General features: G+C 44.7%; 12 protein-coding genes. 5 read left to right on the top strand and 7 right to left on the bottom strand.

The window, feature by feature from the left end; translation table 11 throughout:
- Positions 1 to 222: 222 nt before the first annotated feature.
- The gene (locus tag BCV39_RS09240; RefSeq protein WP_048658111.1) at positions 223 to 1269 is read left to right on the top strand and encodes a succinylglutamate desuccinylase/aspartoacylase family protein; all 1047 of its coding nucleotides are present in this window, start codon (positions 223 to 225) and stop codon (positions 1267 to 1269) included.
- A 200-nt stretch (positions 1270 to 1469) separates the two neighbouring features.
- On the opposite strand, the gene BCV39_RS09235 is transcribed toward BCV39_RS09240, so the two are convergent.
- Positions 1470 to 1787 (bottom strand): DUF3622 domain-containing protein, encoded by a 318-nt coding sequence (locus BCV39_RS09235; RefSeq protein ID WP_017056240.1) that lies wholly within the window; start codon positions 1785 to 1787, stop codon positions 1470 to 1472.
- Between the two features lie 354 nt (positions 1788 to 2141).
- Between BCV39_RS09235 and BCV39_RS09230 the strand changes: the two genes are divergently transcribed.
- Positions 2142 to 3149 (top strand): adenosine deaminase, encoded by a 1008-nt coding sequence (locus tag BCV39_RS09230; RefSeq protein ID WP_102432649.1) that lies wholly within the window; start codon positions 2142 to 2144, stop codon positions 3147 to 3149.
- Positions 3150 to 3216: 67 nt separating this feature from the next.
- Here the strand turns inward: BCV39_RS09230 and BCV39_RS09225 are convergent, their stop codons facing one another.
- Positions 3217 to 4401, bottom strand: a complete 1185-nt coding sequence (locus BCV39_RS09225) for an NnrS family protein (RefSeq protein ID WP_102432650.1) — start codon at positions 4399 to 4401, stop codon at positions 3217 to 3219.
- Between the two features lie 307 nt (positions 4402 to 4708).
- On the opposite strand from BCV39_RS09225, the gene BCV39_RS09220 reads away from it, so the two are divergent.
- Complete coding sequence (locus tag BCV39_RS09220) at positions 4709 to 5263, top strand: gamma-glutamylcyclotransferase family protein (RefSeq protein ID WP_048668908.1); 555 nt, start codon at positions 4709 to 4711, stop codon at positions 5261 to 5263.
- An 80-nt stretch (positions 5264 to 5343) separates the two neighbouring features.
- Here BCV39_RS09220 and BCV39_RS09215 read toward each other — a convergent pair whose 3' ends face one another.
- The gene (locus BCV39_RS09215) at positions 5344 to 5676 is read right to left on the bottom strand and encodes a tRNA-binding protein (protein WP_017060796.1); all 333 of its coding nucleotides are present in this window, start codon (positions 5674 to 5676) and stop codon (positions 5344 to 5346) included.
- A gap of 197 nt (positions 5677 to 5873) precedes the next feature.
- Here BCV39_RS09215 and BCV39_RS09210 point away from each other — a divergent pair, with 197 nt between their 5' ends.
- Positions 5874 to 6872, top strand: a complete 999-nt coding sequence (locus BCV39_RS09210; protein ID WP_048658114.1) for a substrate-binding domain-containing protein — start codon at positions 5874 to 5876, stop codon at positions 6870 to 6872.
- A gap of 219 nt (positions 6873 to 7091) precedes the next feature.
- Here the strand turns inward: BCV39_RS09210 and galM are convergent, their stop codons facing one another.
- The 4 genes from galM to galE all read right to left on the bottom strand — a co-directional run bounded on the left by galM (position 7092) and on the right by galE (position 11970).
- The gene (gene galM / locus BCV39_RS09205; RefSeq protein ID WP_048658115.1) at positions 7092 to 8171 is read right to left on the bottom strand and encodes a galactose-1-epimerase; all 1080 of its coding nucleotides are present in this window, start codon (positions 8169 to 8171) and stop codon (positions 7092 to 7094) included.
- Between the two features lie 113 nt (positions 8172 to 8284).
- Positions 8285 to 9445, bottom strand: coding sequence for a galactokinase (galK, locus tag BCV39_RS09200; RefSeq protein WP_102432651.1), 1161 nt, complete (start codon positions 9443 to 9445; stop codon positions 8285 to 8287).
- A gap of 219 nt (positions 9446 to 9664) precedes the next feature.
- The gene (locus BCV39_RS09195) at positions 9665 to 10717 is read right to left on the bottom strand and encodes a UDP-glucose--hexose-1-phosphate uridylyltransferase (protein ID WP_102432652.1); all 1053 of its coding nucleotides are present in this window, start codon (positions 10715 to 10717) and stop codon (positions 9665 to 9667) included.
- A 242-nt stretch (positions 10718 to 10959) separates the two neighbouring features.
- Positions 10960 to 11970: a UDP-glucose 4-epimerase GalE gene (galE, locus tag BCV39_RS09190; protein WP_102432653.1), complete on the bottom strand. Its 1011-nt coding sequence runs from the start codon at positions 11968 to 11970 to the stop codon at positions 10960 to 10962.
- A 393-nt stretch (positions 11971 to 12363) separates the two neighbouring features.
- On the opposite strand from galE, the gene ebgR reads away from it, so the two are divergent.
- Positions 12364 to 13347: a transcriptional regulator EbgR gene (ebgR, locus tag BCV39_RS09185; RefSeq protein WP_017066024.1), complete on the top strand. Its 984-nt coding sequence runs from the start codon at positions 12364 to 12366 to the stop codon at positions 13345 to 13347.
- The last annotated feature ends 49 nt before the right edge of the window (positions 13348 to 13396 follow it).

Raw genomic sequence — 13396 nt, 5'->3', positions numbered from 1 at the left:
ACCAACGAACCAAATGACAAATATCAGCGCTAAATCAATGTATTGTCAGAAAATTCACAATTTGAAACACCCTTCAATTAACCAAATAAAAAACTTAAACCAATTCATAAGCCCTTTCATAAAAAACTTTTGTCGTCACCGTAAAGCGATTGATTCGTACTAAAAATCAACGATTGATACATTCCGTGTTAACGAATTATCACCATGTTGAGAACAACCTAAATGGCAAGACTAAAACCTAATCAACCATTCGAATTACTTGGTTATACTGTTCAGCCAGGACAACGAATGGAGATTGAACTGCAAGCGGCTCAGCTTTACACGCACTCTCCACTTTCGATCCCGATTGAAATTATTCACGGTCGCCAAGCAGGCCCAACACTGATGGTAAATGCGGCGATCCACGGCGATGAGCTAAACGGTGTTGAGATTGCTCGACAACTGACGAATGCTATCGATCCAAAAAAACTGAAAGGTACCTTGATTGTCGTGCCTATCGTTAACGTGTTCGGCTTTATCCATAAGTCTCGTTACCTACCGGACCGTCGCGACCTAAACCGTTGCTTCCCAGGTAGTGAGAAAGGATCGCTAACATCACGTATCGCTTACACTTTCTTCGAGAACGTGGCAAAGCACTGTGATTACATCTTGGATCTACACACGGGCGCGATTCACCGCACCAACCTGCCTCAGATTCGTGCAAACCTATCAAATCCAGAAACAATGCGCATCGCGAAAGCATTCGCAACACCAGTGATCATCGATTCACCACTGCGTGACGGTTCACTGCGTAGCGAAGCAGAAAAACTGGGGATTCCTGTATTAACTTACGAAGGTGGTGAAGCGCTGCGTTTTGATCATCTAGCGATTCGTGCGGGTTATCTTGGTGTGCATCAAGTGATGAAAGAAATCGGCATGCTGCGCCCTAACCGCAAAAAGTTGCCAGAGCCTGTGTTGAGTAAATCCACCAGCTGGATCCGCGCGGAATCAGACGGTATTTTGCGTAACATGGTAAGACTTGGCGAACAAGTTGAAGCAGGACAAACCCTTGCTTACATCAGTTCTCCATTAGGTCACCAAGAGGGCCAAGTGATCACAACCAAAGGCGGTATCGTGATTGGTCAACAAACTCTACCTTTGGTAAACGAAGGTGATGCTGTGTTCCATATTGCTTACTTTAAGCAAGACGATGAAGAAGTAGGACAATCAGTAGAAAGCTACATTGAAGAAGTAGCAGAAGACGATTGGCTAACTGCGCTGAATAACTAATCAGGCAATGCTTAAAAGTTTAAGAGCTCGGCGTTAAAAGCGAGAAGCCAAACCGTGCTCTTAAACACAATAAAACAGAACTCCACAAACTAAAAAGCCCCAATATACTTTTAACTAGAAAGAGAAAAGTTATATCGGGGCTTTTTTTACAAATCCCTTATCTTAAAATTAAGGGATCTATAAATTAATCATGCACTGAATTACTCAGCGTCTTCTTGCTCTTCTGCACGAGCTTTAGCGCGCGCTTCACGTGCTTGCTCAGCTTTAAGCTCTTTAGTGTGACGTAGTTCGTCACGCTCTTTACGCTGCTCTGATTTACGCTCGTTACGTTCAGCTTGGTTAGCGATGAAAGATGCTAGCTCTTTCTCTGCCCACTCTTGTGCTAGAGCTTCAGTTTCGAAACCAGACTCACGCTTAGATACTGTAGTGCTGCGAGACGTTACTTGACGAGTAATCTCTGCACACCAACCATTGCGTTTTTCTGTAAGGCGGATATCAAATTTTTTGTTCTTAGACATGTTCTATTTTTTCCTAAGGGAGATCATTAAGGGATCGGTCAACTTTGATAACTCCATCTAAGTGAGCATCTTTTAACACCATCCCTTGGTAAGCGCGGTATTAGAGCACAAATCAATGAATATTGCTGCAAATATTTGCAGCGGATCACACTCCAATGCTGCAAATCGTTTGCGCTTGATTTCTGTTAGTTCATAACTTCCAATTCATCATCAATTTCTGCCCTGTTTTATCGACAACAATGAAATGAACTATGCTCAAACAGAGATAAATGAAAGAGATACCTGCTTGCTCAGGTTTATAGACTCTACTGCCTCACCTACTCCGCCCATAATTAAAATAGCTAAGGAGTTGCTATGGATAGCTTCATCAAACATTTACCGAAGGTTGAGCTGCACTTACACATAGAAGGTACATTAGAACCAGAGCTGATGTTCGAGCTCACCAAGCGTAATAACGTGTCGATTCCCTTTGAGACCCCTGAACAAATACGAGAGGCGTACCAGTTCCACAATCTTCAATCCTTTCTCGATATCTACTATCAAGGTGCTAACGTACTGATTCATGAGCAAGATTTCTACGATCTGACGTGGGCTTATCTGTTGAAGTGCCAGCAAGATAATGTGGTTCACACTGAGATATTCTTCGACCCTCAAACCCACACTGAACGTGGCATCGCCTTTGACACGATTGTAGGCGGCATTACCCAAGCACTAGAGCAAGCCACACAGGAACTCGGGATCAGCAGCCAACTTATCATGTGTTTCCTGCGTCATCTCGATGAAGGCAGCGCGTTCGAGACACTCAAACAGGCCTTACCTTACAAAGACAAAATCATTGCGGTTGGGCTAGATTCATCAGAACAAGGCAACCCGCCAGAGAAGTTTAAACATGTATTCCGAGAAGCGATCAACCAAGGATTTCTGACTGTCGCGCACGCCGGAGAAGAAGGCCCTGCGCAAAATATTATCGACGCTCTGAGCTTGCTAAGCATTACCCGAATTGATCATGGCGTTCGCTGTATAGAAGATGAAGAACTGATGGAGCAGCTAATAGCCAAACGCACACCGCTGACGGTCTGCCCACTCTCGAATACTAAGCTCAAGGTCTTCGACACCATGCAAGAGCACAACATCGTCGAGCTGTTGAGAAAAGGGCTGTGCGTCACCATCAATTCCGATGATCCCGCTTACTTCGGCGGCTATATGAATGATAACTTCCTCGCCGTCGCCAATGCTCACCCAGTGACGAAAAACGAATTAGCGCAATTCAGTATTAATGCCATCGAAGCCAGTTTCATCTCGCCTCACGCCAAAGAAGATCTCATTACACAGGTACGCCAATACCTTGTTGCAAATACTTAATGAGTTATGAAGATCAAAAAGGGAAGCTCAGAGCTTCCCTTTCAGTATGGGTAGATAACCAATTAGCTTAGCCCGGGTGACCATCCACTCTTGGTGTTAATAGCATCATGCCGAACTTCCAGATAAATAGCCCAAATGCTAACGTCCATAAACCCGCACTGATGTTGACTATCTCAAATAAGTACGCCGGGAAAAAGGTCACACCTAGACTACGTACTAGCGCCGCGATAAAAATAGCCGAGAACGCCAAAGCCATACTTGGCCCTTTATAGATAGCACGACCGGTGTGCCCCATCGTCACGCGTGTAATCATCGCAAGAATTAACCCACTCAGACCACCAATCGCAAACAAGTGCAGCATATTGTGGCTCGCGAACGGGTTGTCCAACAGACCACGTAGCAGCAAGCTTAGAGGGATACATAGGTAAGCCGCATGCAGCGACCACACCAAAGGCTCAGACAAAGTTGTCCAAGGCTTCCAGCGGATAAAGCGTACCAATTGGGTTACACCTGCAAATACCATCAACTCATTGCCGACTTGAGCAAAGGTCAATGGGAAGAAACTCAACACAAATAAACCAACCAAAGGTAGATTCGCTAGCCATTCCAACCAAACTAAGGGTTGAGCTTTTTCAAAATCAAAACGACGCGCCGTGAAGAATGGAATAACTCGCCCACCCATTACAGACAGCAACAACGTAAACCACCACAACATCGCTTGCCATACCGCTGATGAAGGAAATGGAGGCATCCCCTTAATGGTCGCGTAACTAGCAAAGTTCGCCACGATAGCCAATATAAACAGTGGTACAAAGAACAGGTTCTTCCAGCCTTTCGACTTCACGACACGAAAACCAATTTCGTAGGCGGCGAAGATTAAGAACAACGCCTCAACCGACGAGATCAACCATAACGGAGCAGGTGTCCAAAACAGAATGCGAGGTGCGATCCATAAGCCAACAAGGGCAGCTAACCGATAGTGCTTGGTTCCGTTGACACCCGTCCACGTTTGTACCGCCGTTAACACAAAACCGACCACTATCGCCATTGAGAAACCAAACAGCATTTCGTGTACGTGCCACCAAAGCGCCGGTACTTTTAGCATTTCTGGCTGACCGTTTTGGAACATGATGACCCAAGCCACAATCGCGATCACAGCATAGAGACTGCCTAAAAAGAAGAAAGGTCTAAACCCCAAACGAAGATAAGCAGGAATTGCATCTTCTACACTTTTATCTGTGATATTTAACAAACTCGTTCCTCATTTCAGATAACAAGCCAAGTGTGGCTTCTGGGAATTGCTATTTAATAGTCAAATTCGTGATGCAGTAATTTCTACTGCCATATTACTTTCAACAATGCACGAAACGCGCCAAACAGAGAAACCTTTTAAAAACAACAATCAACGCACTTTTTCAAGTCAAAAGCGAGTCAATTAAACACAATCAAAAGAGTCAATTTAACTCGCAAGTGTATAAAAATAAAAACGGCTGACTTTTGATGAAACGACACATATAGTAAGACTAGACTTAAATGGAACAACTCAGACAAGGAATGCGATGTATATTTTTGGTTATGGTAGCTTAATCAACTCATCTTCACGCCAGCTTACCGGTCAGACTGGGCAAGCGATCCCTGCGATTGTTCATGGCTTAATTCGCCATTGGAGCAAGATCGATGACAGTTATGTTTTATCACCTTTGATCGTCAATCTCGGCAAGGGACAGGTGAATGGTGTGTTGCTTGAGGTGGATGATATTGCACTGGCTGAGTTTGATCGCCGTGAGCGAGGTTATCATCGAATCGAATTAAAGGCCTCTCAGATAGAAAGCCAAAATGAGTTCAAACAGGATCAATCGATCTGGGTTTACATCAAAGACGAGATTGAGGCTCCTTGCGAAAACAGCCCTATCGTTCAAACCTATGTCGACACGGTATTGGCAGGATGTTTAGAGGTGTCTGAAAGCTTTGCGGCGCACTTTGTTAAACACACACAAGGTTGGCATCACCCATTAGAAAATGATCGCCACCAGCCTAAATACGGCAATCTTGCTGGGGTTTCCGATCACCACCACAGTGTAATTGATGGCTTGATACTGACTGTACGAAGCTAGCTTATGTACCTTGTTAATGAATATACATAGCGAGTTAATTTAGGTTGGTGAACACATTAGATCACCAACCTAAAGAGAGCTTAAACGACACGAATACCTGCTGGCATCGCACGTTCAGGTGTCAGTAATACACTTTCAGATTCATCTTCCGTTTCGGCACATAACAACATGCACTCAGAAGTGTGGCCTCTCATCTTCGCCTTCGCTAGATTGCACAAAACAACAACCTGCTTGCCCATTAACTCTTCTTCTGTGTAATAAGGTACTAAACTGGTCACCGTTTGTAGCGTTTTGTCACCCACATCCACTTGCACGATGTAAAGCTTGTCCGCATTTTCATGACGCACAACCTCGATGATCTTACCGACACGCATTTCTAACTTAGCAAAGTCACCATAAGAGACAGTATCCATTTCTCACTTCCTATATTGATTTATTTTCACCCATTAAATCATTTACTAAAATTAAGTAAAATGTAAATGTTTACACTAGCATTAAGCCTAATAATTACAAGCGGTAAAGATCTCATTACTGGAAGTAAAATGAGAGTTTCGTTGCCTTACTATCATTGTCGGTGTTAAATAGATGCAGCAATGTATAGAGGTTAAAAATGGCAACAATTAAAGATGTAGCAAAGGAAGCTGGTGTTTCTGTTGCAACCGTATCTCGAGTGATCAACAAGTCTCCCAAGGCGAGTGCAAGCTCGGTAGAGTCTGTAACTAAAGCGATGTCTAAACTCGGCTATCGCCCGAATGCCAATGCTCGCGCTCTGGTAAGCCAAAGCACAAACACTGTTGGTGTATTGGTCGGTGACATCTCCGATCCCTTTTTTGGCACGCTAGTTAAGGCTGTCGATAATGTCGCTCGTGAGAACGGAAAACATATCCTTGTCGGTAATGGCTCACACGATCGTGAAGAAGAGAGACAAGCGATTGAGTTACTGATTAACAGCCGTTGCGATGCTTTGGTGATCCACTCAAAAGGCCTGACAGACGAAGAACTGATTGCCTATGCAAAAGAAGTCAAAGGCTTAGTGCTGATCAACCGTTATATTGCAGAGATTGCCAACCGTTGTATTTTCTTGGACAACAAAAAAGGCGCGTATCTTGCGACTGAATATCTGATCCGCCATGGTCATCAGAATATTGCCTGTATCGCCTCATCGCATAGCATTGAAGATGCCGATGAACGTATCCAAGGTTACTTAGCGGCACTCTCAGATTACAAAATTGCGCTCTCTGACAGCTATATTGAATACTCAGCACCCACCAGTGACGGTGGCGAATACGCCATGACTAACCTTTTGACTAAATCACTGCCAATCACCGGTATTGTGGCATACAACGATTACATGGCAGCAGGTGCTTTATCTGTCCTTGATGAAAACGGTATTCAAGCGCCGGACGAAATGTCGATCATCGGCTTCGATGATGGCTTGATTGCCCGCTATGTTCATCCAAAGCTAACCACCATTCGCTACCCAATTCAGATGATGGCAGAGAAAGCGACACGACTCGCGTTGCACCTAGCCAAAGGTGAAAACACCTCAACTGAGCCAATGATGTTCTCTCCGACTTTGGTACGCCGTAATTCGGTAGAGAAAGTCTAAGCTCTAGTCTACTCACCAAGCAATAAACAAAAAAAAGCCCTAACAGAATCGCTTCTGTTAGGGCTTTCCTACCTTACTCGGATACTCAACAATCGCGCTTAATAAACCGCACTCTTGTTGAGCGCCACTTTTGCTCATCCCCCAAGAACAACGCGATAATTCACATCGTCCTATTCACAAGCAAAAGACATTGGCGTAACCGTTTTGAACTAGAGCGTACTAGTTTGAAGAATCCCCCGAAAATTCAAACTGGTAACAGGTACTGTAGTTATATTCTTGTTCAGGCTTGAGAATACAACTGTCCTGCTTCCACTCTGGGTGGTTAGGAGAGTCAGGTAAGAACTGAGTTTCTAGCGCCAAACCAGCGTAGTCTTCATAGCTACCACCACTTCGGTTTGGTGTGCCACCAAGCCAGTTTCCGGTGTATAGCTGCATCGCAGGTTTGGTTGAAAATACTTTTAGTGTGACGAGCGCATCTGGTGAGGTTACGGTAGCGGCACATTGAGTGCGCTTGCAGCCGTCAGCCAATAAGAAAGAGTGGTCGTAACCCTTTGCTGCTTTCTGCTGTTCATCACCCAACAAACGCTCTGAGATCATCATAGGCTGATTGAAGTCGAAGCTGGTCGATTTCACCGATTTAAGGTTACCTAATGGAATACCCACCGAATTGGTCGGTAAGAATTGATTGGCGTTGATGCTGACAATGTGTGACAAACAATCGTGTCCGGCTTCTGCGCCAAGTAGATTGAAGTAAGCATGATTCGTTAGATTAACCACGGTTGGCTTATCGGTGGTTGCAGAGTAATTAATGGAAACTCGATTGTCTTCGGTGATGTCATAACGCACCGACACATTCAAATTCCCCGGAAATCCTTGGTCGCCATCAGCAGACTCAAGAGTAAACACCACTGACGTTTCGGTTTTCTCGGTAATATTCCAACGACGTTTATCAAAACCGTTCGGACCACCATGCAAGGTATTGCCCGCTTGGTTGGTTTCCAGCTTGTAGTTCTGACCATCAATTTTAAAGCGACCATTGGCAATGCGGTTAGCATAACGGCCAACGGTTGTGCCCATATAGCTGGCTTGCTTCTCGAAATTATCCATTGAGTTAACACCCAATAGCACTTCTCTTCTATTTCCTTTTACTGGCAAGATACAGCTCAACCACGTTGCGCCAATATCCATGAATGTCACTTCCATGCCGTGTACATTCGACAGCGTGACAAGCTGAGCAGGTTGGCCATCATAGGCTGCAGTTTCTGTCATGGATTGATGCAGGTTCTGCGCTTGTGTCATTCTAAATTCCTTCTACTGCCAGTAAAAAGCCTCTACGTTTGAGGTAAAGGCTTTAGTATTTGGCCTACCATGATCTTTTTACTTGGTAAGCTCTATATTAAGTCTCGAAGCAGTTAGATTACTTCAATTAGGCTGGCGCCGTCTTTCGCTTGGCACACATAAATAGATTCTTTTAGACCCGTCGCCGCTTGATATTTCTGCTCCACAGTTGTTTTAATTTCATCAACCAATGCAGGTGGAACCAAAGCCACAATACAACCACCGAAACCACCGCCCGTCATACGCACACCGCCTTGCTCACAGATCACTTCTTTGACCATATCTACCAGCGTATCAATCTCTTTCACTGTGATTTCAAAGTCATCACGCATTGATGCATGCGATTCTGCCATCAGTTCACCCATACGCTTCATGTCGTGAGTACGCAGAGCTTGAGCCGCTTCAACGGTACGGTCATTTTCAGTAATCACGTGACGAGCACGCTTAGCAACCATCTCGTCCAACTCAGATTCTTTCGCTTTGAACTGTTCAATGGTCACATCACGAAGTGCCGGAACACCAAAGATGCGCGCCGCTTCTTCACATTGTTCACGACGCGTGTTGTATTCGCTGTCGACTAAGCCGCGTTTCTTGTTTGAGTTGATGATAACCACAGCCATATCTTCTGGCATTGAAACCGCTTGAGTCTCTAGGCTACGACAGTCCAAAAGCATTGCGTGATTTGCGCGACCTTCTGCAGAGATCATCTGGTCCATAATGCCGCAGTTACAGCCTACAAATTCGTTTTCAGCTTGCTGACCATTAAGCGCCACTTCGGCTTGGCTGATCTCTAGGTTGTAAAGCACCTTGAATGTTTGACCAATCACCACTTCCAGTGCCGCAGAAGAACTTAAGCCAGCACCTTGAGGCACGTTGCCCGTTACAGAGATATCTGCACCTGTAAATTCAAAACCGCGACCTTTTAAGCACTTCACCACACCACGAATGTAATTAGCCCACATCTTGTCTTGTTGAAATGTGATCTCTTGAGTTAGGTCGAATTCATCCACAGCATTGCCGTAGTCCACCGACACTACGCGCACGATGTTGTCGTCACGTTTAGCCGCTGCGACTACCGTCTGGTAGTTAATGGCACACGGTAGAACAAAACCATCGTTGTAGTCAGTGTGTTCACCGATCAGGTTCACACGACCTGGTGCTTGGATAATATGAGTCGCTTGGTAGCCAAGGACTTGCTCAAAAGATGCTTTCACGTTTTGGATTAGGTCAGACATAAGTAAACTCTCTGGTTAAACTCTTTGTTCAATTGGTTATGGCCCCTTCACGGCACCACTTTAATTCTTTTAGATTTCCCTATCTCGTTCATCTCTCACAATAGGGAATGACAACATCGACTCCTAAGTAACGAAGCAACCAAGCTTCTCACCTGCCGTCATTCCAGAATCGAGGGACGAGATATCAGGAATCTCGCTCGTTATCTACGAAGCAACGTATTACTGCTCTTTATAGTGAACGTCACTCAAATCACGAAGACGTTGCGCTGCTTGTTCTGCGGTTAAATCACGCTGAGATTCTGCCAGCATTTCATAGCCAACCATGAACTTACGAACCGAAGCACTGCGTAACAGTGGCGGGTAGAACAAGGCATGCAACTGCCAATGATCGATATCCGTACCTTCTTCAAAGAATGGCGCATAGTGCCAGCCCATCGAGTATGGGAATGAACATTGGAATAGGTTGTCGTAGCGACTCGTTAGCTTCTTAATCGCAAGTGCCAAGTCATCACGTTGTTCGTCAGTCAGTTCACTCATGCGGCGAATGTGTGTTTTTGGCAGCAACATGGTTTCGAATGGCCACGCAGCCCAGTAAGGAACCACAGCAACCCAATGTTCGGTTTCAACGACAGTGCGTGAGCCGTCTTTCATTTCAGCTTCAACGTAATCCACTAATAGGTTTGAACCTTGTTGCTCAAAGTATTCTTTTAGAAGCTTTTCTTTACGTTCAATCTCGTTTGGCAGAAAGCTGTTCGCCCAAATTTGACCGTGTGGATGAGGCTGAGAGCAGCCCATGGTCTCGCCTTTGTTTTCAAACGCTTGAACCCATAGGTAGTCTTTACCTAGCTCTTCAATCTGTTCATTCCATGTATCAATCACACCGCGAATCTTGTTTACTGGTAACTCTGGCAGCGTTTTGCTGTGGTCCGGAGAGAAACAGATCACGCGGCTCAACCCACGTACACCTTGAGTCTTGAATAGAGGGTTATCAGACTCTGGAGCGTCAGGCGAATCAGGCATCAAGGCCGCGAAATCATTACTGAATACATAAGTGCCGTCGTAATTTGGGTTTTCATCGCCCGAGATACGCGTATTGGTTGGGCACAAGAAACACTCTTTCTCGTACTCAGGAAGTTGCTCGGTCGATGGCTTTTCATCTTGGCCACTCCAAGGACGCTTTGCGCGGTGCGGTGATACTAAGATCCACTGACCTGTTAATGGGTTATAACGACGATGCGGGTGATCTACTGGGTTAAATTCAACTTTTGACATGTTTAGATTGCTCTCAAATTTTGTGTCTTGGTCAATTCACCAAGATGAATAATTCTTCTACAAGGAGATTCCCTATCACGCTCGTTCCTCGCTGTAGGGAATGACGTTCAGAAATCGTAGTTTTAAAATTCGTCATTCCAGAATCGAGGTACGAGATATCTGGAATCTCTCTGTTCTCATCTCTTATCTCTGCCTTCCCCAAAGAAATTAGAGATGCAGCTAAGCAGCTTCAATTACACAGGCTAGTAGCCGTTCGGGTTATTCGACTGCCAATTCCATGTATCCGCTGTCATCTCCATCACGCTACGCGTCGCCTTCCAACCAAGTTCGCGCTCCGCTTTTTCTGTGCTTGCCCAACATTCGGCAATGTCACCTGCGCGACGTGGGCAAAGTTCATAAGGAACCGGTTTGCCTGATGCTTGTGCGAAGGCTTCAACCATCTCGAGTACACTTGAGCCTTTGCCAGTACCTAGATTGTAAATGTGTAAGCCCGCTTTCTCGCCAACCACTTTTAGTGCGGCGACATGGCCATCCGCTAAATCCATGACATGAATATAGTCACGAACGCCTGTACCATCGACTGTTGGGTAATCGTTTCCAAAAACAGCCAGTTTTTCACGGCGACCTACGGCTACTTGAGCTATGAACGGCATTAAATTATTTGGGATACCTTGTGGGTCTTCACCCATAATGCCCGATGGATGTGCGCCGACTGGATTGAAGTAACGTAGCAAAGTCACGCTCCAATCGTTCTCCGCGTTGAACAGATCGCTTAAGCACTCTTCAACCATATATTTGCTGCGACCATAAGGGTTAGTTGTCGCGCCTGTTGGTGAAGTTTCAGTAATCGGCACTACTTCAGGGTCACCGTAAACGGTAGCCGAAGAACTAAATACGATGCTTTTTACGCCCGCTTTCTTCATACTTCGAGCTAACACCAATGAACCATTGACGTTGTTATCGTAGTATTCCAAAGGCTTAGCCACCGACTCCCCTACCGCTTTCAGGCCAGCAAAGTGAATCACGGCTTGGATATCGTTTTCTGAAAACACGCTATCTAGAAAAGATTGGTCACGAATGTCGCCAAGATAAAACGTTGGTCGCTTGCCAGTTAACGATTCGATTCGTTCCAGCACTAGCTCTTTGCTGTTGCAAAGGTTATCAACAATGATTGGCTCCATACCTGCCTGTATCATTTGAATGCATGTATGACTTCCGATGTAACCCATGCCGCCCGTAACCAGTACTTTCACAATCAACCTCTCTTTATCGTCATTCGTGGGCTAGCTCAAACTGACATTCAGCTCAATAGCACCGTATGCCAGAAATAGTAGCAGCCATTTTGACTATAATTCTGTGATCAAAACCACGAAGTGTAAACGTTTACACTAACTTTCATCATTGGTACTGAACATGGCATAGAGATAACGTATAGCTGTTAACTTCTAATTCATTGAATTTTAATAAGATAATTATAGATAGTCAGATTTGAGACATCACAGATGAGTTGAGCATTTATTTTACTAAAAGTTAATGCAATGACTTCCAGTTTGATTACAATAGGTCTGTAGAATAAAGAGGTGCATTGCTTTTTTACTAAATACCAATTTCAAAGCAGCGCAATGTTCCAATAACAGGAAGTGAGTATGGCAACGTTAAAAGATATCGCGACTGAAGCGAATGTATCATTGGCTACAGTTTCAAGGGTTCTCAATGAAGATCCAACATTAAGCGTCAAGGAAGAGACCAAAAGGCGTATCTTTGAAATTGCAGAGAAGTTGGAATACAAAACCAGCAGCTCACGAAAAACCGTTAGTAGTAAAAAACAAAACCATCACTTCCTAGCCCTGTATAACTACAAGCAAGAAGCTGAGGTTAACGACCCTTACTACCTATCGATTCGCCATGGGATTGAAACCCAATGCGAAAAGATGGAAATCAAGCTAACCAACTGTTATGAAAGTAAAATACAAATCAACTCAGCGCCGATAACAGGTGTTTTATTGGTGGGTCGAATGACACCAGAGGTTATCGAGCAAGCTAAAAAGCTGAGCGATAATATTTGTTATGTCGATTTTACCGATCACTCAGAACCTTATGACTCTGTCGATATCGACCTGGCTTTGATCAGCAAAGAGATCACCAACTTCTTTATCAACCAAGGCTATGAGCGCATCGGCTTTATTGGTGGCCAAGACGACGTCAACACCCCTGATATTCGTGAAGTCGCTTTTGCTGAATATGGTGGCCTAAAAAATGTTGTCAGTGAGCAAGACATCTACCGTGGTGACTTCTCTAGCTCATCAGGTTACAAGCTTGCAAAACAGATGCTCGCGACGGGCGACTACCCTAAAGCCATGTTTATTGCGTCAGATTCCATCGCAATTGGCGTTTTACGAGCAGTTCATGAGCACGGATTAAACATTCCTGAAGATATTGCGCTGATCAGTGTAAACGACATCCCAACAGCTAAATTTACCTTCCCATCTTTATCGACTGTTCGTATTCACTCTGAACTGATGGGAATTCAAGGCGTTAACCTGCTGATTGAGAAAGTACGCGACGGCCGAACCATCCCATTACGCGTCTATGTACCAAGCAAACTCAAGCTACGCGATACAACAAAATAATTAAATATATCAAGTAGATAAATTAAGGCTACCTTTGTTGAAGGTGGCC

It is taken from the genome of Vibrio sp. 10N.286.55.E10, assembly GCF_002872555.1.
Lineage (GTDB): Bacteria > Pseudomonadota > Gammaproteobacteria > Enterobacterales > Vibrionaceae > Vibrio > Vibrio crassostreae.
The sequence above is the reverse complement of the archived record's forward strand: the minus strand, read 5'-3'. Positions and strand labels throughout refer to the sequence as shown.